Annotated in this window: 14 protein-coding genes and 1 pseudogene; 12 read left to right on the top strand and 3 right to left on the bottom strand. The window is 56.4% G+C overall.

The genetic code is table 11. The features are described from left to right. The first annotated feature begins 41 nt into the window (after nucleotides 1-41). The 10 genes and pseudogenes from rplK (at nucleotide 42) to fusA (ending at nucleotide 14,498) form a co-directional block, all read left to right on the top strand. A complete protein-coding gene (gene rplK / locus AC6T8Q_RS02625) occupies nucleotides 42-467 on the top strand; it encodes a 50S ribosomal protein L11 (RefSeq protein WP_496920895.1) in 426 nt (141 codons plus the stop codon). Nucleotides 468-530: 63 nt separating this feature from the next. Then, entirely contained in the window at nucleotides 531-1,208 is a 678-nt protein-coding gene (gene rplA / locus AC6T8Q_RS02630; protein WP_500677610.1) for a 50S ribosomal protein L1, read from the top strand. Nucleotides 1,209-1,310: 102 nt separating this feature from the next. Then, nucleotides 1,311-1,862, top strand: a complete 552-nt coding sequence (gene rplJ, locus AC6T8Q_RS02635) for a 50S ribosomal protein L10 (protein WP_496920897.1) — start codon at nucleotides 1,311-1,313, stop codon at nucleotides 1,860-1,862. A gap of 88 nt (nucleotides 1,863-1,950) precedes the next feature. After that, complete coding sequence (gene rplL / locus AC6T8Q_RS02640; RefSeq protein WP_496920898.1) at nucleotides 1,951-2,358, top strand: 50S ribosomal protein L7/L12; 408 nt, start codon at nucleotides 1,951-1,953, stop codon at nucleotides 2,356-2,358. Nucleotides 2,359-2,705: 347 nt separating this feature from the next. Further along, on the top strand, nucleotides 2,706-6,422 hold the full coding sequence (gene rpoB, locus AC6T8Q_RS02645; protein ID WP_500677611.1) for a DNA-directed RNA polymerase subunit beta: 3,717 nt from the start codon (nucleotides 2,706-2,708) through the stop codon (nucleotides 6,420-6,422). Between the two features lie 71 nt (nucleotides 6,423-6,493). Further along, a pseudogene (rpoC, locus tag AC6T8Q_RS02650) lies at nucleotides 6,494-10,634 on the top strand (DNA-directed RNA polymerase subunit beta'); the annotation flags it as partial. A 552-nt stretch (nucleotides 10,635-11,186) separates the two neighbouring features. Next, nucleotides 11,187-11,555, top strand: coding sequence for a 30S ribosomal protein S12 (rpsL, locus tag AC6T8Q_RS02655; protein ID WP_496920900.1), 369 nt, complete (start codon nucleotides 11,187-11,189; stop codon nucleotides 11,553-11,555). Between the two features lie 39 nt (nucleotides 11,556-11,594). Further along, nucleotides 11,595-12,065 carry a 30S ribosomal protein S7 gene (gene rpsG / locus AC6T8Q_RS02660; protein WP_496920901.1) on the top strand — a complete coding sequence of 157 codons (471 nt, stop codon included), beginning with the start codon at nucleotides 11,595-11,597 and terminating at the stop codon, nucleotides 12,063-12,065. Between the two features lie 103 nt (nucleotides 12,066-12,168). Then, nucleotides 12,169-12,378 carry a tautomerase family protein gene (locus AC6T8Q_RS02665; protein WP_500677612.1) on the top strand — a complete coding sequence of 70 codons (210 nt, stop codon included), beginning with the start codon at nucleotides 12,169-12,171 and terminating at the stop codon, nucleotides 12,376-12,378. Next, nucleotides 12,378-14,498, top strand: a complete 2,121-nt coding sequence (gene fusA, locus AC6T8Q_RS02670; RefSeq protein WP_500677613.1) for an elongation factor G — start codon at nucleotides 12,378-12,380, stop codon at nucleotides 14,496-14,498. Before AC6T8Q_RS02665 ends, fusA begins: the two co-directional genes overlap by 1 nt. Before the next feature lie 319 nt (nucleotides 14,499-14,817). Here fusA and AC6T8Q_RS02675 read toward each other — a convergent pair whose 3' ends face one another. Beyond that, nucleotides 14,818-14,991, bottom strand: coding sequence for a hypothetical protein (locus tag AC6T8Q_RS02675; RefSeq protein WP_500677614.1), 174 nt, complete (start codon nucleotides 14,989-14,991; stop codon nucleotides 14,818-14,820). A 17-nt stretch (nucleotides 14,992-15,008) separates the two neighbouring features. Here AC6T8Q_RS02675 and AC6T8Q_RS02680 point away from each other — a divergent pair, with 17 nt between their 5' ends. Both AC6T8Q_RS02680 and AC6T8Q_RS02685 read left to right on the top strand, forming a co-directional pair. Beyond that, nucleotides 15,009-16,778: a glycoside hydrolase family 16 protein gene (locus AC6T8Q_RS02680; RefSeq protein WP_500677615.1), complete on the top strand. Its 1,770-nt coding sequence runs from the start codon at nucleotides 15,009-15,011 to the stop codon at nucleotides 16,776-16,778. A gap of 85 nt (nucleotides 16,779-16,863) precedes the next feature. Further along, nucleotides 16,864-17,445 (top strand): transposase, encoded by a 582-nt coding sequence (locus AC6T8Q_RS02685; RefSeq protein ID WP_500677616.1) that lies wholly within the window; start codon nucleotides 16,864-16,866, stop codon nucleotides 17,443-17,445. A gap of 837 nt (nucleotides 17,446-18,282) precedes the next feature. Here the strand turns inward: AC6T8Q_RS02685 and AC6T8Q_RS02690 are convergent. Both AC6T8Q_RS02690 and AC6T8Q_RS02695 read right to left on the bottom strand, forming a co-directional pair. Beyond that, nucleotides 18,283-19,293 carry a Kelch repeat-containing protein gene (locus AC6T8Q_RS02690; RefSeq protein WP_500677617.1) on the bottom strand — a complete coding sequence of 337 codons (1,011 nt, stop codon included), beginning with the start codon at nucleotides 19,291-19,293 and terminating at the stop codon, nucleotides 18,283-18,285. Nucleotides 19,294-19,550: 257 nt separating this feature from the next. Continuing rightward, on the bottom strand, nucleotides 19,551-21,269 hold the full coding sequence (locus tag AC6T8Q_RS02695; protein WP_500677618.1) for a Kelch repeat-containing protein: 1,719 nt from the start codon (nucleotides 21,267-21,269) through the stop codon (nucleotides 19,551-19,553). Between the last annotated feature and the right edge of the window lie 31 nt (nucleotides 21,270-21,300).

Genomic DNA, 21,300 nt, shown 5'->3' on the forward strand with positions numbered 1-21,300 from the left:
TGGGCTGGTCGCTTGAGCGACCGGTGAAAAGCGAGAATTTCATGGCAAAGCAATTAGTTGGTACCGCGAAGTTTCAGATCCCCGGTGGACAAGCCACTCCGGCTCCTCCTGTGGGCACTTCGCTCGGTAAGTACGGCGTGAACCTGGGCCAGTTTGTTCAGGCATTCAACGACAAAACCAAGGAAGCCGGCGGGATGATGATCCCCGTCGTGGTGAACGTCTACAACGATCGTTCATTCGACTTCATCACCAAAAGTCCTCCCGCCGCGGTGTTGCTCAAGAAGATTGTTGGTTTGGCCAAAGGATCTTCGGTCCCCAATAAGACCAAAGTGGGCAAGGTGACTCGCGCTCAGATGGAAGAGATCGCGAACCTCAAAATGAACGACCTGAACGCTCGCGACCTGGAGCATGCCGTGCGGATGGTCGCCGGCACCGCCCGCAGCATGGGCCTTGAAGTCGAAGGTTAATAATAACGCTCGGCACGCCCACTTCAGTGGGCAGTGTGAATTTAAGAAAAAGCGAATCGAATCATGCCAAAAATAGCAAAAAGAATGAAAAAGGCCGTCGAAAAGCAGCCCAAGCAGGCGCTGGCCGTGACCGAGGCCGTCGACGCCCTTAAGAAATACGAAGGCCCGAAGTTCGTGCAATCCGTTGAGATCGCCATGCGGCTCGGCGTTGATCCCACGCAGGCCGATCAAATCGTCCGCGGTTCAATCGTGTTGCCGCACGGTATTGGCAAGGTGCAACGCATCGTTGTGTTTGCCAAGGGTCCCGCAGCCGAAGCCGCTCGTTCCGCTGGTGCCGATGAAGTCGGCGACGACGAATTGGCCAAGAAGATTCTCGGCGGTTGGACCGACTTCGACGTCTGCATCGCGACCCCCGACATGATGAAGGTCGTCGGTCCGTTGGGTAAGGTTCTCGGCCCTCGTGGCTTGATGCCTTCGCCCCGTGCCGGCACGGTGACCCCCGACGTGGCCAAGACCATCGGCGAATACAAGGCCGGTAAGGTCGAGTTCCGCAACGACAAGGGCGGCAACGTCCATGCGATCGTCGGCAAGATCGATTTCGATTCCGAAAAATTGGCCGAGAACATTCAAGCTTTCGTCAACATGATCTTGAGCTTGAAGCCCTCGGGCGTGAAGGGAACTTACGTGCGTTCGGCTCACATCAGCGCGACGATGAGCCCCAGCGTTGAGTTGGCTGTTTAAGAAAGAAGCTGTCAGCTATTAGCATCCAGCTATTAGCCAAGGCAGAGAACAACGAATACGGAGCTAAAGGCTAGTAGCTAACGGCTAAGAGCCTTCCCAGTCATGAGTAAGTACGTCAAAGATCTGATTACGAACGAATTAAAGAGCCGCCTTGAAGGGGTCTCCGACGCGATTTTGGTCAACGTCATCGGGATGGAAGCCAATTCCAACGTCGAGCTTCGCAAAGAGTTGCGGAAGAAGAATATTCATCTGTTGGTGCTGAAGAACAGCCTCGGCCGCCGCGCGACCGAAGGTTCGACTTTGGCTCCAGCGTTTGAGGGTTCCACCGGCAGCTCGGCGATTGTCTGGGGCTCTGATGACGTGGTCTCCCTCGCCAAGGAAATCACCCGTTTGGCAGCCGATGCCAAGTACAAGCCATTCGCTCCCAAGGGGGGCGCGATGGATGGCTCGAGGCTTTCCGCCGAGGACGTAACGGCGGTCAGCAAGTGGCCCAGCCGCGAAGAGCAGCTCAGCATCCTCGTGGGTCAAATATTGAGCCCGGGTGCCAAGTTGTCGAGCCAATTGCTTGGTACGGGTGCCAAGTTGGCCAGCCAGATCAAGAAGAAGAGCGAAGAAGAAGGAAGTTCACCCGAAGCCAGTCCAGCAGAAAGCTGATTTCTAGCCACGGTTAGAAATTTGAAATCATAAATCGAATCAGAGTTTACGCGGGTCTTTTGCCCGCACAGCAAGAAAGGGTTTTGAAATGAGCGATGCAGCAGTTGCAGAATTCTCTGCCACCACCAAGGACCTGGGCGACAAGATTGTCGGCCTGACCCTCAAGGAAGCCAAGGAACTGAGCGATTACCTCAAGGACGTTTACGGCATCGAGCCAGCCGCTGGCGGCGGCGTCATGATGGTTGCCGGTGGTGGCGCTGGCGATGCAGCGCCCGCAGCCGAGCAAACCGAGTTCACCGTTGTGCTGGAAGGCGCCGGCGGCAACAAGATCGCCGTCATCAAAGTGGTTCGTGCAGCAACCGGATTGGGTCTCAAGGAAGCCAAGGACTTGGTCGAAGCCGCTCCGAGCAAGATCAAAGAGGGCATTTCCAAGGAAGATGCCGAGAAGCTCAAGACCGAATTGGCCGAAGCTGGCGCGACTGTCACCGTCAAGTAATTGATTGGCATTGTTCGAGACCGCGGCCAGCCTATGCGGCACGCGGTCTCGCGCGATGGCTTGATGGTGTGAGTGAAGCTCGCGCGGAAGCGCGAACTTCGATGTTCGCTAGTCACGTGGGAATTTTCCACGTGCAAATCTTAGTACCGAGGCAAAGGGGGGAAGGTGATGGCACGGAAGTCGCTCAATCGCAGCCTACCCGCGATAGTAGCTCGGACCCTCGCGGTTCGAGTCCCCGCTCTCGGTTTAGCTTGGCTTCAATGGGCCCGCCTCTCGAAAACCGAGAGTTTAGCGGGCTCGTGTTGCTGTATTCACTCTAACTCGTGATATCGGAGCAGACGCGCCCTATGGCAGTCCCGGCTGAACGACGTTTACAGGTTCCCGAAGTCCGTACCTTTGGGAGCGCACGTATTGCCTACGACATCCCCGACCTGACAAAAATCCAAACCGAGAGCTACGCGCGGTTCCTGCAATACGACGGAACCACGACGATCATTCGCAAAGATGACGGCCTGGAGAGTGTGCTCCGCGAAATCTTTCCGATCGAGAGCTACGACAAGACGATCAAGCTCGAGTACTTGCGCTACGATTTGGGCAAGCCGCGCTACGAACCGGACGAGTGCCGGCAGTTGCGGCTCACCTATGGTCGGCCGTTCCGTATTTGGCTGCGCTTGGTGAAAGAGCAGCCGATCGAGGAAGAAGTCTACTTGGGCGACCTGCCGATTATGCTCGGTGGGGGTGAATTTATCATCAACGGTGCCGAGCGCGTCGTGGTGAGCCAGTTGCACCGTAGCCCTGGTATCGATTTCGTTTCGGAAATCGAAGCCGGTGAGCGCCGCACGCACAGTTGTCGCGTGATTCCCGAGCGTGGTAGCTGGATCGAGCTCAATACCACCAAGAAGGACAGCATCACGGTCCGCATCGACCAGAGCGGCAAGTTCTCGGCCGTGACGTTGCTCCGCGCGATGAGCCCCGAGCTGAGTCTCGACGCTGATATCATCAAGCAGTTCTACGAAACCAAAAAAGAGAAGATCGTCGACGGCCGCAGCGCCGCCAAGATCGAAGGTAAGGTCGCGGTCGGCGACATTATCTATCCGGTCGGTAGTGATCGCGCCGGTGAAATCATTATCGAAGGTGGCCAGCGGATCACCAAGAACATCGCCGAAGTGATTTGCACATCGGGCGTCAAGCAGGTCGAAATCATGGACCCGCCCAAGTCGCCCCATTTGCTCAATGCGATGGCCGACGACAACACGTCGAGCCACGAAGAAGCCTTGCTGCGTATCTATCAGCGTTTGCGTCCGGGCAACCCGCCGCAACTCGAAAAGGCCCGCCAGCTGTTCTCAGAAAAGTTCTTCGACGCCAATCGCTATCGTTTAGGCCGCGTCGGACGTTTCCGCATGAATCGCAAGTTGGGCATCAACGTGCCCGAGACCGAAATGGTTTTGCGGCCCGAGGATTTGATCGCCTCGATTCGTTACTTGCTGGGCCTGACGGCCGGTGAGCAAGAAGTCGAGATCGACGATATCGACCACTTGGGCAATCGCCGTTTGCGTACGATTGACGAGCTCGCTTGCGACGAAATTCGCAAAGGCTTCCTCAAGTTGCGCCGCACGGTCCAAGAGCGGATGAGCCTCAAGGACGCCGACGATATTACGCCGCGCAGCTTAATCAATCCCAAGAGCATTTCAGCGGCCATCGAATACTTCTTTGGCCGTGGCGAGCTTTCGCAAGTGGTCGACCAAACGAATCCGCTTTCGATGCTTACGCACGAACGCCGTCTGTCGGCCCTTGGCCCTGGCGGTTTGAACCGTAAGCGTGCGGGCTTCGAAGTTCGCGACGTTCATATTTCGCACTATGGCCGCATCTGCCCGATTGAGACGCCGGAAGGCACGAACATCGGTTTGATCAGCAGTCTCGCGATGTATGCTTCGGTCGACGAATACGGCTTTTTGATCACTCCTTACCGCAAGGTGAAGGGTGGCAAGCTGACCGACGAAGTCGTTTGGCTGCGTGCTGATCAAGAATCGGAAGCCTTCGTGGCTTCGGCCGACGTACCGGTGAAGGACAACCAGATCCAAGGTGATACGGTTGTCGCCCGTTACAAGTCGGACTTCGTGTTGGTGCCCGTCGATAAGATTGAATACACCGACGTGGCCCCGAGCCAGATGATCGGCGTGTCCGCCGGTTTGATTCCGTTCCTCGAGCACGACGACGCGAACCGTGCGTTGATGGGTTCCAACATGCAGCGCCAAGCGGTGCCGCTGTTGATTGCCGATCCACCGGTCGTTGGTACAGGCTTGGAACGCGACGTAGCTCAGCACTCGGGCATGTTGGTTCGCGCCGGTCAAAAGGGCACCGTGAATTATGTCGATGCCACTCGGATCGAGATTGGTCCCGAAATTCACCACCTGCGTAAGTTCGTGGGTCTCAACGAACGGACCTGCCAGAATCAAAAGCCGCTGGTGCGCGTGGGCGATAAGGTCGAAAAAGGCCAAGTGATTGCCGACGGTGCCGCAACGTTCAAGGGCGAGTTGGCTCTCGGGCGCAACGTGTTGGTCGCATTTATGTCTTATGAAGGTTACAACTTCGAAGACGCGATCATCATTAGCGAAGAATTGGTTCGCAACGACGTTTACACTTCGATTCACATTGAAGAATTCGACGTCGAAATTCGCGAAACCAAGCTCGGCCGCGAGGAATTCACTCGTGATATTCCTAACGTCAGCGAAAAGGCCCTGCGGAATCTCGACGAGAGCGGCATCGTGCAAATCGGCACGTTTGTCGAACCGGGTGACATTCTCGTGGGTAAGGTTTCGCCGAAGTCGAAGACCGAACTCACACCGGAAGAAAAGTTGCTCCACGCGATCTTCGGCCGTGCCGGTGAAGACGTGAAGAACGATTCGCTGGAAGTTCCTTCGGGCATCGAAGGCATCGTGATCGACACCCAGAAGTTTTCGCGGCGCATGAGCTTGTCGGAAGACGAACGCAAGTTGTTCGAGAAGTCGCTCAAGACGGCCGAAAAAGAAGGCAACGAAGCGATCGCCAATAAGTTCACCCAGATGATCGTCGAAATCGAAGGCATTTTGGGCAAGAAGATCACCGACGAAGACGGCAACGAGCAGGTTCACAATCAAGAACCGCAATTCGTCGCTGATTTGGCCACGCGATTCCGTTTGGATTCGATTGCCATCAACAGCCCGCAAAAACTCAAGGACGTCGAGAAGACCTACAAGACGATGTGGCCAGCGGTGGATGAAGCCATCGACATTCGCGATCGTAAGCTCAACTCGATGAAGCGCGGCGACGAGCTCCGCAGCGGCGTGTTGCAGATGGTCAAGGTTTACATCGCCACCAAGCGGGTGATCTCCGTCGGCGATAAGATGGCTGGCCGTCATGGTAACAAAGGTGTGATCTCCAAGATTCTGCCGATCGAGGACATGCCGTTCCTCGATGATGGAACTCCGGTGCAAATCATGCTCAACCCGCTCGGCGTGCCGAGCCGTATGAACGTGGGTCAGATTCTCGAAACCCATCTCGGCTGGGCCGGTGCGAAGCTTGGCTTCCGCTCGGTGACGCCGGTGTTCGACGGAGCGACTGAAGAACAGATCAACGACGCTTTGCAAGAAGCCGGCTTGCCACGCCACGGTAAGACGAAGTTGTTCGACGGTCGTACTGGCGAGAAGTTCGAGCAGGAAACGACGGTCGGTTACATCTACATGCTTAAGTTGCATCACTTGGTCGACGACAAAGTGCATGCTCGGAGCACGGGACCTTACTCGCTCATCACGCAGCAACCGCTGGGTGGCAAGGCACGGTTCGGTGGCCAACGCTTCGGCGAAATGGAAGTGTGGGCACTCGAGGCTTACGGTGCCGCTTACATCCTGCAAGAGTTGCTCACCGTGAAGAGCGACGACGTCGAAGGCCGGACGAAGATTTACGAGTCGATGGTCAAGGGCGAGAACACGCTGCAAGCCGGCACCCCGGCGAGCTTCGACGTGCTCACCAACGAAATCCGCGGCCTCGGACTCAACATGCAGCTCGAAAAGCGTCAGCAATTGTAATTGCCGACAGCGACATCGATCTGCGTTAAGAATTTTGCATTGAACATTTTCTCTTAACCCGAGAAAGCAATATGAGCAATATATTAGACTCCTCCAATTACGACCGCGTGAATGATTACGGCTCGGTGAAGATTAGCCTGGCCCGTCCGCACGACATTCGCAGCTGGTCGTTTGGCGAGGTGAAGAAGCCCGAAACCATTAACTACCGTACTTACCGTCCGGAAAAGGACGGCTTGTTCTGCGAGCGCATCTTCGGACCGGAGAAGGACTGGGAATGTGCCTGCGGCAAGTATCGCGGCATGAAGTACAAGGGCATGATCTGCGACCGTTGCGGCGTGAAGGTGACTCACAGTCGCGTGCGTCGCAAGCGGATGGGTCATATCGAATTGGCCGCTCCCATCGTACACATTTGGTTCTTCAAGGCGATGCCCAGCCGCTTGGGCAGCCTCTTGGCGATGAAGACCTCAAGCCTGGAAAAGGTGATTTACTTTCAGGATTACGTCGTCGTCAATCCGGGTGACACGCCGCTTAAGCCGCAACAGCTTTTGACGGAAGAAGAGTATCGCGCGGCCCGCGAACAGTATGGCGAAACCTTCGAAGCCGACATGGGTGCCGAAGCCGTTCGTAAGTTGCTCATGAACTTGGATCTCGTGAAGCTCTCCGAAGAACTTCGCGTCGAACTCAAAGAAACGGGTTCCAAGCAAAAGGCCAAAGATCTGATCAACCGTTTGAAGACGGTCGAAGCGATCCGCGATTCCGACAACAAGCCTGAGTGGATGGTGCTCGACGTGATCCCCGTGATCCCGCCGGACCTGCGTCCTTTGGTGCTGTTGGATAGCGGCAACTTCGCCACGAGCGACTTGAACGATCTGTATCGCCGCATTATCAACCGCAACAATCGCTTGAAGAAGCTCGTTGACCTCAACGCCCCCGAGGTCATCATTCGCAACGAAAAGCGTATGCTGCAGCAATCGGTCGACGCGTTGTTCGACAACAATCGCTGTAAGCGGCCCGTGTTGGGTTCGTCGAATCGTCCGCTCAAGTCGCTTACCGACATGATCAAGGGTAAGCAGGGTCGGTTCCGCGAAAACTTGCTCGGCAAGCGCGTCGACTACTCGGCTCGTTCGGTGATCGTGGTCGGCCCGCGGCTCAAGCTGCATCAATGCGGCCTGCCCAAGAAGATCGCGCTCGAGTTGTATCAGCCGTTCATCATTCGCCGCCTCAAGGAACTCGGGCACGCCGATACGATCAAGTCGGCCAAGAAGATGCTCGAGCGCAAAGACGACGAAGTTTGGGATATCCTCGAAGAGGTGATCACCAATCATCCGGTGTTGTTGAATCGTGCTCCCACGCTTCACCGCATGGGTATTCAAGCTTTCGAGCCGACCCTGGTCGAAGGCAACGCGATCAACCTGCATCCGCTCGTGTGCAAAGGCTTCAATGCCGACTTCGACGGCGACCAAATGGCCGTTCACTTGCCATTGTCGATCGAAGCCCAGGTCGAAGCTCACACGTTGATGATGAGCACGCACAATATCTTTAGCCCGTCGAACGGTGCCCCCATTATTAGCCCGTCGCAGGACGTGGTGATGGGTTGCTACTACCTGACCATGAACGTGCCCGACTGCATGGGCGATGGCATGGTGTTCAGCTCGCTCGAAGAAGTTGAAACCGCCTACGGTGCTCGCAAGGTTGGCACTCACGCACGGATCAAAGTACGTTTGCCGAAGCATCGCTCCTTGCGTGAAGATCGGGGCAACACCAAGAAATTGGGTGCTCGCATCGATACAACCGTGGGTCGCGTGATCTTCAACATGATCCTGCCCCGGGGGATGCCGTACTACGACGTCGCGCTGAAGTCGAGTGAGTTGGCAAAAGTGATTTCCGACTGCTACGAATTCGTCGGCCGTCGTGCCACGATCGAGCTTTTGGACGATATGAACCAACTCGGTTTCCGCCAAGCCACTTTGAGCGGTCTGTCGTTCGGTACCGACGATTTGATCACACCCGACACCAAGGGCAAGATCATCGCCGAAGCCGAAAAGACCGTGATGAAGTTCAATAAGCTGTTCCAACGGGGTGTAATCACCGAAGTCGAACGCTACAACCAGGTGCTCGACGCTTGGACGCACGCTCGCGAACAGATTACGGCCGAAATGATGGCCGGCCTGCAGGCCGACTTCCGTACCGGCGGCTATGTGAACCCGATCTTCTTGATGGCAAACTCGGGTGCTCGTGGTGGCGTCGAACAGATGCGTCAGCTTGGTGGTATGCGTGGTTTGATGGCCAAGCCCTCGGGCAAGATTATCGAAACCCCGATCAAGGCCAACTTCCGCGAAGGCCTGACGGTGCTCGAATACTTCAGCTCGACGCACGGTGCTCGTAAGGGTCTGGCCGACACGGCTCTCAAGACGGCTGACTCGGGTTACCTCACTCGTAAGCTCGCCGACGTAGCGCAGAACGTGGTGGTCACCACGCACGATTGCAAGACGACCCAAGGCATCACCAAGGGGATTATTTACCGTGGTGAAAAGGTGGAAGTGAGCCTCGCCGACTCGATCAAGGGTCGCGTCAGCCGGGCGAATATCGTCAATCCGATTACCGACGATGTGATTGTCGCTGAAAACGAGATGATCACCTCCGACATCGCGCGTAATATCGAGCAACTCGGCTTGGAGAAGATTCAAGTTCGCAGCCCGATGACTTGCGATGCCGACCTCGGCGTTTGCCGGTTGTGCTACGGCATGGACTTGTCGACCGGTTCGATGGTCGAAGAAGGCATGGCGGTGGGTATCATCGCCGCTCAGTCGATTGGCGAACCTGGTACCCAGCTCACGATGCGTACGTTCCACATCGGTGGCGTGGGTCAGCGTGACGTGGAAGACAGCGACATCAAGGCCAAGAAGGGTGGTATCGCCAAGTTCGCTCGCCTCAAGGCGGTGACCAACGATGCTGGCCAATTGGTTGTTTTGACTCGTAACGGCGAAATCGCGTTGGTCGACGAAAGAGGCCGCGAGGTCGAGAAGTACGAAGTCCCCGCCGGTGCCGTGATCAAGGTCAAGGAGAACGAAGATGTCGCTCCTGGTGCGGTGCTTTGCGAATGGGATCCGCACAGTATTCCGATTCTTTCGGAAACTGGCGGTAAGGTTCGCTTCGAAGATTTGGTCGAAGGCGAAACCATCCGCGGCGAAATGGACCCCAGCGGCAAGAAACGCTTTGTGATCATGGAACACAAGGGCGACTTGCATCCGCAGATCGTGGTCGAAGACCCAGCCGACGGAAAAATTCTCGACTTCTACTACATGCCCGAGCGGGCTCACTTGGAAGTCGACGAAGGTCAGGTCATCTCGCCGGGTACGTTGGTGGCCAAGACTCCGCGCGAAGCGTCGGGTACTCAGGACATCACGGGCGGTTTGCCTCGCGTGACCGAAATTTTCGAAGCACGCAAGCCACGCGATCCCGCGGTGATTGCCGAGATCGATGGCACGGTAGAAATCTTGGGCGAGAAGAAGCGCGGCAAGCGTTCGATTATCGTTCGCAGCGAAACCGGCATCGAGCGTGAGCACTTGGTCACGCACAGCAAGCACTTACGCGTGCATGCCGGCGACAAAGTGCGTGCTGGTGAAGCGTTGGTCGATGGCCCGCTGGTGCCGCACGACATTTTGCGGATTTCGGGCGAGGAAGCTGTGCATCAGTACCTCACTCGCGAAATCCAAAACGTGTACCGCAGCCAACGCGTGGAAATCAACGACAAGCACATCGAGATCATCGTTTCGCAGATGCTTCGCAAAGTGCGGGTTGAATCACCGGGCGATACTGATTTGCTGCCGGGCAGCGTGATCGACAAGTACGATTTCCGCAAAGCCAACGAAGCGATTTCGAAATGCCTGCGAATCAGTCACAAGGGTGACAGCGAGTTTGCCGAGGGCGCGATTGTGCCCAAGGACGTACTCGAGCAAGCCAACGCTCAGATCGAAGCTTTGGGTGGCGACCTGGCCAAGGGCGCCAAGCCCAAGATGGCCACGGCCAGCACCCAGCTCTTGGGTATTACCAAGGCGTCGGTGCAAAGCTCCAGCTTTATCTCTGCGGCAAGCTTCCAAGAAACGACCAAGGTGCTCACCGAAGCCGCGCTCGCCGGAAAGACCGACTACTTGGTCGGTTTGAAGGAGAACGTCATCCTCGGCCACTTGATTCCCGCGGGGACCGGATTCCACACGATTCAAGAATCGGAAGTGCGAATCTCGCCAGATGCCCTCGAAGCCCTGGCGTCCGAGAAGGAACGAGTGCTCGAACGGTCGTTCCCGTTGTTGGATTCCGCCCTGCAATCGCGAGGTGGTGGCGGTGGTGTTCCCAAGAATGGCGATAGCGAGCCGTTTATCACCGATACCTACGGCGACGAGCCCGTCTTCAAGAGCGAAGCTCCTTCGGGGCTCGACGCCTTGCTGGGGATGAGCTCCGCCGAAATGCCCGAAGAGTTGCCACCATTGCCCCCCGGCTTGGGCGGTGATGCGTTTGGCGAGACTGCCGACGACCCCGTGGATTTTGCCAGCGAGCCTGACGACTTCGGCGGTGACGATGATTTCGGCGACGACGACGACTTTTAAGGCGAGCGGGGGACGTAAGTCCCCTGCAATGTCCTGAAGTCCCCGAAAAACGTGGGAAGTTACGACTTCTCACGCTCCGTACCCCGGTTGACCATCAACCGCGGGCGCGATAAATTGATTGGTTCACTATTTCCCGAGAGTGTTATTAGAAGGCCTGTCGATGCCAACAGTTAACCAGCTCGTTCGCAAGAACCGCAAGCAAAAACGCAAGTTCAGCAAGTCACCGGTGTTGCAGAAATGCCCGCAGAAACGCGGTGTTTGTTTGCAGGTGCGAACGATGACCCCGAAGAAGCCGAACTCGGCACTTCGCAAGATTACCCGTGTGCGTCTTTCCAACGGCAAGGAAGTCACGGTCTACATCCCCGGCGAAGGCCACAGCCTGCAAGAACACAGCATCGTGCTCGTGCGTGGCGGTCGTGTGCGTGACCTTCCCGGCGTGCGTTACCACGTTGTTCGCGGTGCCTTGGATACCTTGGGCGTCGTGGGTCGTAAGCAATCTCGCAGCCTCTACGGTGCGAAAAAGTCATAAGTAATTTAATTAGTCAAGAAAAAGTATAAGCAGTTTCCTATGCCACGCATTACCGCAAGTCGCAAACAGTTGAAGCCCGATCCGCTGTATGGTTCGCTCCTCGCCGGCAAATTCATCAATTGCTTGATGCACGACGGCAAGAAGGCCGTTGCTCAGGGTGTGTTCTACGACGCACTCGACATCGTTCGCGAGCGGATTCCCAACGAAGAGCCGATCAACGTTTTCACTCAAGCGATCGAAAACGTGAAGCCTTCCATCGAAGTTCGCTCGAAGCGCGTCGGTGGTGCCGCCTACCAAGTGCCGATGCAAGTTGGTCGCACTCGGCAGCAATCCTTGTCGTTCCGCTGGATTCTCTCCGCGGTTCGCGACAAGAAGGGCCGCCCCACGGCACAGAAGCTCGCCGACGAGTTGGCCGCCGCTTACAACCGTGAAGGTGCGGCGATGACCAAGCGTGAAAACGTCCATCGTATGGCCGACGCCAACAAGGCATTTGCTCACTTCGGTTGGTAATTTCCAAACCAGACAGCTAGGGGTTGGGGGTTAGGGTGCCAAGGCATCCTACCCCGCGGTTCCTAGCTTTTTTTATGCGCACTGCGATCGAGGAATATGCTCCATGCCCTACGTCAACGTGCAACTCACGCCCGAGAATCTCACCCGCGAAAAGAAATCACAGCTCGTCGCGGCAATCACAAAAGCGCTGGTGGACATCCTCGACAAAAAGCCTGAACAGACTCATATCGTTATCCAAGAAATTGCCGAAGAGAACTGGGGCTTCGCGGGTCAACTGACCGACGACTATCGTAAGTCCAAACATCAAACCTGATGGCTACAAACCTCTCCAAAATTCGCAACATTGGGATCATCGCCCACATCGATGCCGGCAAGACAACCGTCACCGAGCGGATGTTGTTTGCCTCGGGCGCGAAACATCGCGCTGGGGAAGTCGACCGTGGCACGACAACCACCGACGATGACGCCGAAGAAGCCGAACGCGGCATCACGATCTACTCGGCGTGCGTGGCGTTTCCTTGGAACGACGTGCTGATCAATCTCATCGATACCCCGGGGCACGTCGATTTCACGGCTGAAGTCGAGCGTAGCCTGCGCGTGCTTGATGGCGCGGTGATTGTGTTTTCGGCTCGTGAAGGGGTTGAAGCCCAAAGTGAAACCGTCTGGCGGCAGGCCGACAAATACAAAGTCGCACGCCTCGCGTTCATCAACAAGCTCGACCGCGAAGGGGCCGATTTCGAAGCCGTTTACGCAGAACTCAAGCAGCGGCTGCATGCCCGCCCCGTGGCGGTTCAGATTCCCGTTGGTTTAGGACCCGCTCACGTGGCCGATCCTTTTCGTGGCATCATCGATCTCGTGAAAATGAAGATGCTCACGTTCCCCGAGGGAAAAGAAGGTCGCAAAATTATTGAGGCCGACGTTCCCGAGGACTTGCTCGATCTGGCCACGATGTGGCGGGACGACATGCTCAGCGAACTGTCGAACTTCAACGATGAGTTGATGGAACGTGTTCTTTCCGAGGAACCCGTCCCCGTAGCACTGATTCACAAAGTGCTCCGCGAGGCGACCGTCCACTTGCATATCCAGCCGGTGCTGTGTGGTTCGGCGCTGCATGGGGTTGGCGTGCAGCCTTTGCTGGACGGCGTGGCCGCTTATTTGCCGAACCCCACCGAAGTGCCGCCGGTTGTGGGCGTTGATCCCACGGGCAAAACCGACCATCATCGCAAATCGCACAAGCACGACGACAACGAACCGCTGGTCACAGTCACTCGCAACCCGGACCCCAACGAGCCGTTTTGTGGGCTCGTGTTCAAAGTCCTGCCGTACAAGACAGGCGATCTCTCGTGGGTGCGAATTTACTCGGGCACGCTCAAAGGCAACAGCCGGGTGCTTAATGCCACGCGCGACAAAAAAGAAAACGTCGCCCAATTGTGGCGGATCCACGCGAGCAAGAAAGACGAGCAGCTTGAATCGGCCCAAGCCGGCGACATCGTGGGCATCATCGGCCTTCGCGATTCGATCACCGGTGACACGCTTTGTGATACGCGCGCGCCGATTGTGCTCGAATCAATTGAGTTCCCCGAGACCGTGATCTCGATGGCGATCGAGCCGGAGAGCACTGCCGACAAAAAGAAGCTCTCCGATGCGCTCGCTATGCTCCGCAAACAGGATCCCACGTTCGCGGCGAGTGAGAACGAAGAAACCGGCCAAACGCTCATCAGCGGCATGGGGGAATTGCATCTTGAAGTGATTCAGCATCGCTTGCAACGTGATTTCGGCCTTAAAGTGAAGGTTCACAATCCGCGGGTGAGCTATCGCGAAACCATCGCTGGCCCGGCCGAGGCCGTCGGTGAGTGCAATCGTTTAATGAACGGCGTGCAACACATCGCCGACGTCAAGATTCACATCGAGCCTTACGACTCGCCGACGGGCGCGAATGTGATATCCAACGCACTCGATCACGGTTTGCCTGCCGAGATGCTCGCAGTGGTGCTTGAAGAACTCGAGAACGCGGCAGCCAGCGGAGGCCTGTTGGGTTTTCCCTTGATGCGGGTTAAAGCTCGCTTGCTCGGCGGCACGGTCCACGAAACCGGCAGTAGCGAGATTGCCTTCCGCACCGCTGCGCATCTAGCATTCGACGCGGCGCTCCGCGCGGCTGGTGAAGTCTTGCTCGAACCGATTATGAGACTTGAAGTTTCCACGCCCGATGATCACGTGGGCGATTTGATCAATGATTTGCAGCAACGTCGCGCGATTATCAACGATCAAGAATCCCGAGGTGGCCGCACGGTAATTCATGCCCAGGCGCCTCTGGAGAAACTCTTTGGCTACTCCAGCGCGATGCGCAGCTTAAGCCAAGGCCGTGCTAGCTGCTCGATGCAGCCCAGCACATACAGCCCCGCGCCCGACGAAGTGCTGCAGCGGTTTAGCTAGCCGTTTTACTCCGGATTATTGCAAGGAGTCGCTCGTGACAGCCTATTCAGCGTAGGAGGTTACGGTAATCTGGCGACGACAGCGGAGTTGTCCTTCCATTTTTGGGGTTTTTTTCTGGACAAGCTGTTCGTATCTGTTACCGTATTGTTACTTTCGTCGTCTGTGCACCGGGCGGATTTTAAGAAATCCAGCAGAAGGATTTTTTGCCCGCGTACAGCACGAACGGTTAGCTATTCAAAAATATCCGGAATATACGCTCGTTTTGGTGAGCGACAAGTTAGTCGTGCCAGTCCCTGGCGTTTCTCATATTGGGCGGCACTTAGGCGTGAAACAGTTTCTTGAGCACTTGTGTGCGAATTAAAATCGTGAATTGAGCGAAGAGTTCTTTTGTTTGGGAGTAAGGGCCGTGGCACGGTCGAAGTTCGGCTTTGAGATAGAGTCGGTCGCCAATTCTTTCCAAACCCGCCCACTGAGGGACATTAGGTTCAGTCATTAGAGGTCAATGATCAAATGAATAATCATCGTGTGCCCCGCCAAGTTCTGAGATTTCTATTCCTGTTAACCACGGCAATTTTGTTGACTGCGAACGTCTCGCATGCCCAGATCGGCAATCTGCTCTGGGAAGAGAATTTCAACAACCTTGATAACTGGATCGAGGAAACTGGCAACGGCAACTGGGGGTGGGGCAATGGCGAGCTCCAGTATTACTCACCGAATAACGTCGACATCGCCACGGTCCCGGGCGAAACGGGCAACAACGCCCTGCGCATCACTGCCAAGCAAGAGAGCGGCCCCGGCATTGTCGATCAATGGGGCAATCCGTTGAACTACACATCGGGCAAGGTCGTTTCGAAATCCAAAGTTGCTGTTCACTATGGCATGATCGAAACGCGAGTCAGAGTGCCCAACCTCGACCTCGGCGGCTGGCCGGCTGTGTGGATGCTCGGCACGTCAAACTGGGATTGGCCCCGCAAGGGCGAAATCGACATCATGGAGATGGGGGGCAAAAAGGTTTTTCGTGATCTGCACGACTCCCACAACGGCGGCAACGGACTCAACAACTCGACGGTCAATCAGACCGTCGGTGCCAACGCGATCTTCTATTCACCTGATGCCGTCACGCCGGAGAATCCGACCGGAGCGGCTAGCATCGCTTGGGATCCCGATGACGATTATGTGCGGCCTTACTACAACTATTCTCCCGGGCTTGCGGAACGCTTTCTCACCTACCGCACCTATTGGGACGAGAACAGCCTGAGAATGACTGTGATCGACAACAACGTCGAGCACGATTTGTTTGCGACTCCCTTTACGATCGACGACGATTCTGACGAGTTCAGGCATCCTTTCTACCTGATCGCCAACATGGCCATCGGTGGTGCCTATACCGACGCCTATCAACTCGGAAATCCTGGCAGCGGCCAGCCGGTTTCAATGCCCCTTCAGGCCCACATGTACGTCGATTACATCAAAGCCTACGAGTGGAACGGTCAGGGGTCGGTTCACGTTGGCCCGCCCACTGCGCAAAGCCAATCGTTTGGTATCTTCACCGACAACACCCCCACCAACGGCAAGTTGACTCCCGGACTCGATGCAGAAATCTTCGTTTGGGAAGGAACCCTTGCCGACTCTACGATTCCACCGCTTGAGGGCGATAATTCCATGTCGTGGCAAACGACGGGCAAGGGGTGGTTTGGCGCCGGTGTGATGTCGCATCAGCCACTCAACTTGCTCGGCTTTGAAGAAGGGCATCTCAATTTCGATATTCAGATCCCCGCGAACGTCAGTTTCAAAATTGGCATCATCGACGCTTGGGGGAACCAACAGTACGTGAGTTTCCCCGCCTTCCAGACCACGTATGGTCTGGCCCGCAACGGCCAATGGGGACAGGCTTCGATTCCGGTGAGCGACATCCGCGGAACCGCCATCGATCTGCGGATGTTGAACTATTCGTTCGTTATTCTCGAAGAGAGCGGCACCGCAGCCACTTTCGCCGTCGACAACATCTATTGGGACGCTCCTGTTGCAACTCTCCCCGGCGACTTTGACGGAGATGGCGACGTAGACGGCCGCGATTTGCTTGCCTGGCAACGCAATCTGAGCCTAGGCAATCTGGCCGACTGGCAATTGAACTACGGTACAAATGCCCTAAATGCCGCGGAAGCCGTGACCGCGGTCCCCGAGCCATCGAGTCTGTTGCTGCTCGTGTCGGTGTTCGCGGTGGCGGCAGGGGGGCGACGCTCCCTTCGCCCTAGTATTGTATACATAAGTACACTATAATGGCGAGCGGGGGACATAAGTCCCCTGCATACTCTGCAATTCGTTGTGTACTACAAACCCCGCCCACCGCATGGGAGTATCTTCCATGTTCGACCCTACGCTGCGCTATTGGCTCCTCACCTGGACTACCTACGGCACGTGGTTACCGGGCGATGATCGCGGCTTTGTCAGCACGGTGCGAAGCTCAAGTTTCGACCGTTGGCGAAAAGAGAATATCCGCGGTACGACTCATAGTCGCTCCATGCCTGGGCTCGAGCGAGCGGCTCGCTCGCGACTTAAGTCCCCGCCGATTCTCTTAAATACAGCACAGGCTGCTGCCGTTCTCGATCAGTTTCACGAAACAGCGTCGTATCGCGACTGGCAGTGCCTTGCGGTCGCGATCATGCGGAACCATATTCATTTGATTGTTAGCGCTCCCGGCGACCCTCAGCCCGATGTTTTGCTCAAGGATTTCAAATCGTATGCCAGCCGAGTCTTGAACAAGATTTGGGAGAAACCTCCTAGTGGCACATGGTGGACCGAGTCAGGTTCCAAACGCAAGAAGGCCACTTATCAATCTTTGGTGAACGCCGTGCGTTACGTGGCGAATCAAGAAAACCCGCTCCTCGTGTGGATTCATCCCGAGTGGCGGTGCGTACTCGACGATTCAACCCTTGCGCGAGGCTAACGCCTCCCGCTCGCCCGGCGAGCGGGGGATGTTAATCCCCTGCAAGAACCCTGCATCAATCCCGCCTTTTTAGTGAAAGCCGTACTCCCAAGTGGCCAAAGATTCTTGCTGAAAATGGCCGCGCGATGTGGTAGAACGAGGTCGGTGGACTGTAGGACCGTGGACGATGGACCTACAGTAAATTTGACATGCCACGGTCTGGCGTTCACTTCGTCATTCTGAGCGGAGTAGCACGGAGAGAAGAATCTGGCTTCCACTTTTTCCCGGCTTTGAACTTGAGGGCAAGGCAAGCTAGATTCTTCGGTCGGCGAGCCTCTCTCAGAATGACCCTAACTGTAGCCTTTAACCTGCAAGATTTAACCAAACAGGAGCGAGCCATTTGCAACAAAGCCGGAACTTGATCAATCGCAAGGCGTGATAAAGTTGATGAAGTTGAACAAGATGACAAAGTTTGGGGGACCGTAGTCGGTGGCACGGCGGACTGTAGAAAAGGCATCGACAGTCTATCGTCCATGGTCCACAGTCCTTCCCCTGCTTGGCAACATCTGAGACGACGCAAACCACGCAAACCTGGCCAAGCTGGCAAACCTCGGGAGGAGGACGATAGGACAGTAGACTGAAGGACCGTGGGCAGACGGGAGTTAATTACGAGTCGGAGACTCGTGCCACACTGAGAGAAAAATAGATCATTCGAAAAACGAAAATAAACCCCGACAAGTTGGAAGAGTTGGACACGTTGAAAGTCTTGAATCGAGACGCTGAAGAATTTCTGATTTAGAAATTAGGAGTTATGATTGCTTTCCATCAAAAGTCCTAAATTAGAAATCATAAATCAGATTACGGACTATAAACCTTGATCCGTTCGATCGACCGCGTTGGGCCGTAAGAGACGCTCGACCCGGCGAGCGCGAAGAGTGAGGTTTCGTCCTCGGGAAGCAGGCGATGGCAAAACCGTTGCACGCGGAGCTCGCCGACTTGTTCCCAGTTGCCGTAGATGCTGGCGAGGCGATAAAGGGCTCCGTCGGCACCCGAAACATATAAACCTGAATCCAGACCCCAGGCGGCGACGCCATAACCTTGCAAGCCGTCGGCGCGGGCCGGCAGTTCCGGACCTTCCGACCAGTAGCTCCGCTGCGGATCGTAACAGAACACCGAGCGATGGATCGTGCCTTCGTCGTCCTTGCCGCCGATGGCCCAGATGCAATTCTGCCACGCGGCGACGGCCAAGGTGCGGCGGCGGAACGAAGGGATTGGCAGCGATTGCCACTTGGCTTGATCGCCATCGTTGGTGTCGAGCATCAACGCCGAGTCGTGCCAGTCGTTAACTTTATCGCCTTCGTGATTCCAACCACCCACGACATAGATGCGGCCTTCAAAGGCAATCGCATCGTGAGCGGAACGCGGGGCGGGCAGGGGGGAGACGGGCGTCCACTCGTTGGTGCTGGGATCGAACCGCACGACGTCGCTGACCGAGCATAAAGGGCCGAGCGGTTGTTCGGCGTTGGCGGAAGTTGCGCCACCGATGCGATAGAGCATTTTGTTGCAACTCACCAGTGCCACGTCCTGCAGCGGCTTGTCGAGTGGCAACGACTGCCATTTGGTGGGACTGCTGACCTGGCAGCGGATGAAACGTCGCGAAAGGTTTTTGCCAGTTTGTTCCTGCTCCGAACCTTGATGACCGCCATACAGATACAGGTAGCCATCAAGGCTAGCTGCACCAAAGTTGCTGATTGCGTCGGGCAGCGGCGGCAGCACGTCCTCCGCGGGGGACGCGGCTAACGCGCGGGCGGGCCACGTGGCCGGCAGCCACAATGCGAAGAGAACAAGAATGATCGATAGCCGTAGCATGTTCAATGAATGGGATTGAAGTAAAAACACCTATGAAGCCAGCACAGTCGTTCAGCAGCAGACACACCGCCGTTAAGTAATTTGCGGCGCAGAGAGATTACGACAGATTGGTAGCGTCATTCGAGGTCGCGTCCCACCCATTAAGGGTAGGACACGAGCGCCGTGAAGCCAGCCTGACCTGCAAATGGTAGGACATTTTGCAGGTATCGTGCTGTGAGAATCGGCATAACCGGACCTGGGTGACAGGCCGAGCGGAATTATTGGATTTCGATCTGCTCGATTTCCTTCATATGTCCGTCGCTCATAGAAGCACCCGCCACGAACAACAAGGAGTTACTGCCACCAGGCAGAATGCGATGAAAGAAGCGGGGCGTCGACAATTCGGCCGCTTGTTCCCACTCGCCTTCGACGTTGGACAGGCGATAGAGCACGCCATCGGTGCCCGAGGCGTACAGGCCGGAGTCGAGTCCCCAAGCCGAAACGCCGAAGCCTTGCATGTCGTCACCGGGGAGATCAGTGGCTTCGGTCCAGGTGTTGTTGGCGGGATCGTAGCTAAACACATCGCGTTTGATGTCGGCGATTTCGTCCATGCCGCCCATAGCCCACAAGCGATTGTTCCAGGCAGCCACGGCCAAAGCACGACGTTGGAACGGCGGTTCAGCGATCTTCTCCCATTGGCCGTTGTCGCCAGCGGCAGTGTCGTAAACCAGTGCATCGGTTTGCCACTGGCCATCAGAGCCGTCGCCGGTGAGCTTCCAGCCGCCGACCACGTAGATCTTTCCGTCAAGAACCGCCGCATCGTGCGACGAACGTGCGCCGGGCAACGAAGGGAGTTTGGTCCAAGTCTTGCTATCGGGATCGAACCGAGCAAACTCATCCACCGAGTGGAGATCATCGTCTTCCTTGCGGGCGTTGCGGGCATTCAAGCCGCCGACGCGGTAGAGCTTGCCGTCGCAGCTCACCAAGGCCATGCCTTGCAGCGGGGTTTCCATGGCCAGGACTTCCCACTCGCCTTTGTTGGCCAGATTCAAACGGGCGAATGTCTTGGAGAGATTGTCACGCGAATGCTGGTGAGCACGGCCTGTGTGACCGCCGTACACGTACAGCCAACCATCTTCGACCGCACCGCCAAAGCTGGAAATGGCTTCAGGCAACGCGGGGCCGAACTTGGCAGCGTCTTCGGATTCTGGCCGCTGGGGACGCTTCTTCGTGGAAGTTTCGTCTGCTGCGGGCTTGGCTGGTTCTTCAGCTGGCTTAGCCTTGGCTGTACCGCTGGCGGTGAAGTCGAGCGTGAGCGTCGCGTAGTTGGCTTTGCCGGTGTACTTCTTGCCGTTGGTTTCGCCGCTTTTGTCCTTCTCGGTGTGATTGGCCATCAAGCCGATCGTGCCCGAGTTGCCGACGATGAAAAACACCTTGCCGTCCTTGTCGGTGACTTCTTCGCTCATCTCGCCGGTGGAATCGATCAAGGTCACAGGGGCGTCCGCGAGCGGTTTGCCTTCCCACAACAGCGTGGCGCTGATGCCGCCGGGCTTTTGCTCGGGGACGATATCGAGCGTGAGTTCCTTGGTGCGGTCGTAAGTCGGCAGCTTGCCATCGGCACCGGGGATAACAGTCTGCGAGTAGTAGCAGAGCAGCGAACCGGCATAGACGCCGTATTCGCAGACCGTTTCGACGGCTTGGGTTTCCGAGCCTTCGGGGAGCTTGGCGGTCAGCCCGACATAGCCGTCACCTTCGCGCTTTTCGGTCTTCAGTTCGTGGCGCTTGCCATCAGCCGTTTTGGCGAACAGCTTGGCCCCAGCAATTGGTTCGGGCAGATGGTAGTCGTGGTCGTTGGGACTTTCGGAAAAGAACAGCAGACCGATAGTTTCGTCGCCAGCTTTTTCCGAACCGAGCCACACAAAGTGAGCCGAAGCGGAATTCGCCGCAAAACCAAAGAGAACCAACGAGAATGCCAACAATGCACAACGCTTCAACATGAGAGGAACCTTTGCCAAAATATGGAGAGGG

The organism is Bythopirellula sp. (assembly GCF_041737835.1).
In the GTDB taxonomy this organism is placed as follows: domain Bacteria; phylum Planctomycetota; class Planctomycetia; order Pirellulales; family Lacipirellulaceae; genus Bythopirellula.

What these genes read in the sequence shown, in the direction of transcription:
- rplK (WP_496920895.1), top strand. Translation starts at nt 42, where the DNA reads ATGGCAAAGCAATTAGTTGGTACCGCGAAGTTTCAGATCCCCGGTGGA.
- rplA (WP_500677610.1), top strand. Translation starts at nt 531, where the DNA reads ATGCCAAAAATAGCAAAAAGAATGAAAAAGGCCGTCGAAAAGCAGCCC.
- rplJ (WP_496920897.1), top strand. Translation starts at nt 1,311, where the DNA reads ATGAGTAAGTACGTCAAAGATCTGATTACGAACGAATTAAAGAGCCGC.
- rplL (WP_496920898.1), top strand. Translation starts at nt 1,951, where the DNA reads ATGAGCGATGCAGCAGTTGCAGAATTCTCTGCCACCACCAAGGACCTG.
- rpoB (WP_500677611.1), top strand. Translation starts at nt 2,706, where the DNA reads ATGGCAGTCCCGGCTGAACGACGTTTACAGGTTCCCGAAGTCCGTACC.
- rpsL (WP_496920900.1), top strand. Translation starts at nt 11,187, where the DNA reads ATGCCAACAGTTAACCAGCTCGTTCGCAAGAACCGCAAGCAAAAACGC.
- rpsG (WP_496920901.1), top strand. Translation starts at nt 11,595, where the DNA reads ATGCCACGCATTACCGCAAGTCGCAAACAGTTGAAGCCCGATCCGCTG.
- AC6T8Q_RS02665 (WP_500677612.1), top strand. Translation starts at nt 12,169, where the DNA reads ATGCCCTACGTCAACGTGCAACTCACGCCCGAGAATCTCACCCGCGAA.
- fusA (WP_500677613.1), top strand. Translation starts at nt 12,378, where the DNA reads ATGGCTACAAACCTCTCCAAAATTCGCAACATTGGGATCATCGCCCAC.
- AC6T8Q_RS02675 (WP_500677614.1), bottom strand. Translation starts at nt 14,991, where the DNA reads ATGACTGAACCTAATGTCCCTCAGTGGGCGGGTTTGGAAAGAATTGGC.
- AC6T8Q_RS02680 (WP_500677615.1), top strand. Translation starts at nt 15,009, where the DNA reads ATGAATAATCATCGTGTGCCCCGCCAAGTTCTGAGATTTCTATTCCTG.
- AC6T8Q_RS02685 (WP_500677616.1), top strand. Translation starts at nt 16,864, where the DNA reads ATGTTCGACCCTACGCTGCGCTATTGGCTCCTCACCTGGACTACCTAC.
- AC6T8Q_RS02690 (WP_500677617.1), bottom strand. Translation starts at nt 19,293, where the DNA reads ATGCTACGGCTATCGATCATTCTTGTTCTCTTCGCATTGTGGCTGCCG.
- AC6T8Q_RS02695 (WP_500677618.1), bottom strand. Translation starts at nt 21,269, where the DNA reads ATGTTGAAGCGTTGTGCATTGTTGGCATTCTCGTTGGTTCTCTTTGGT.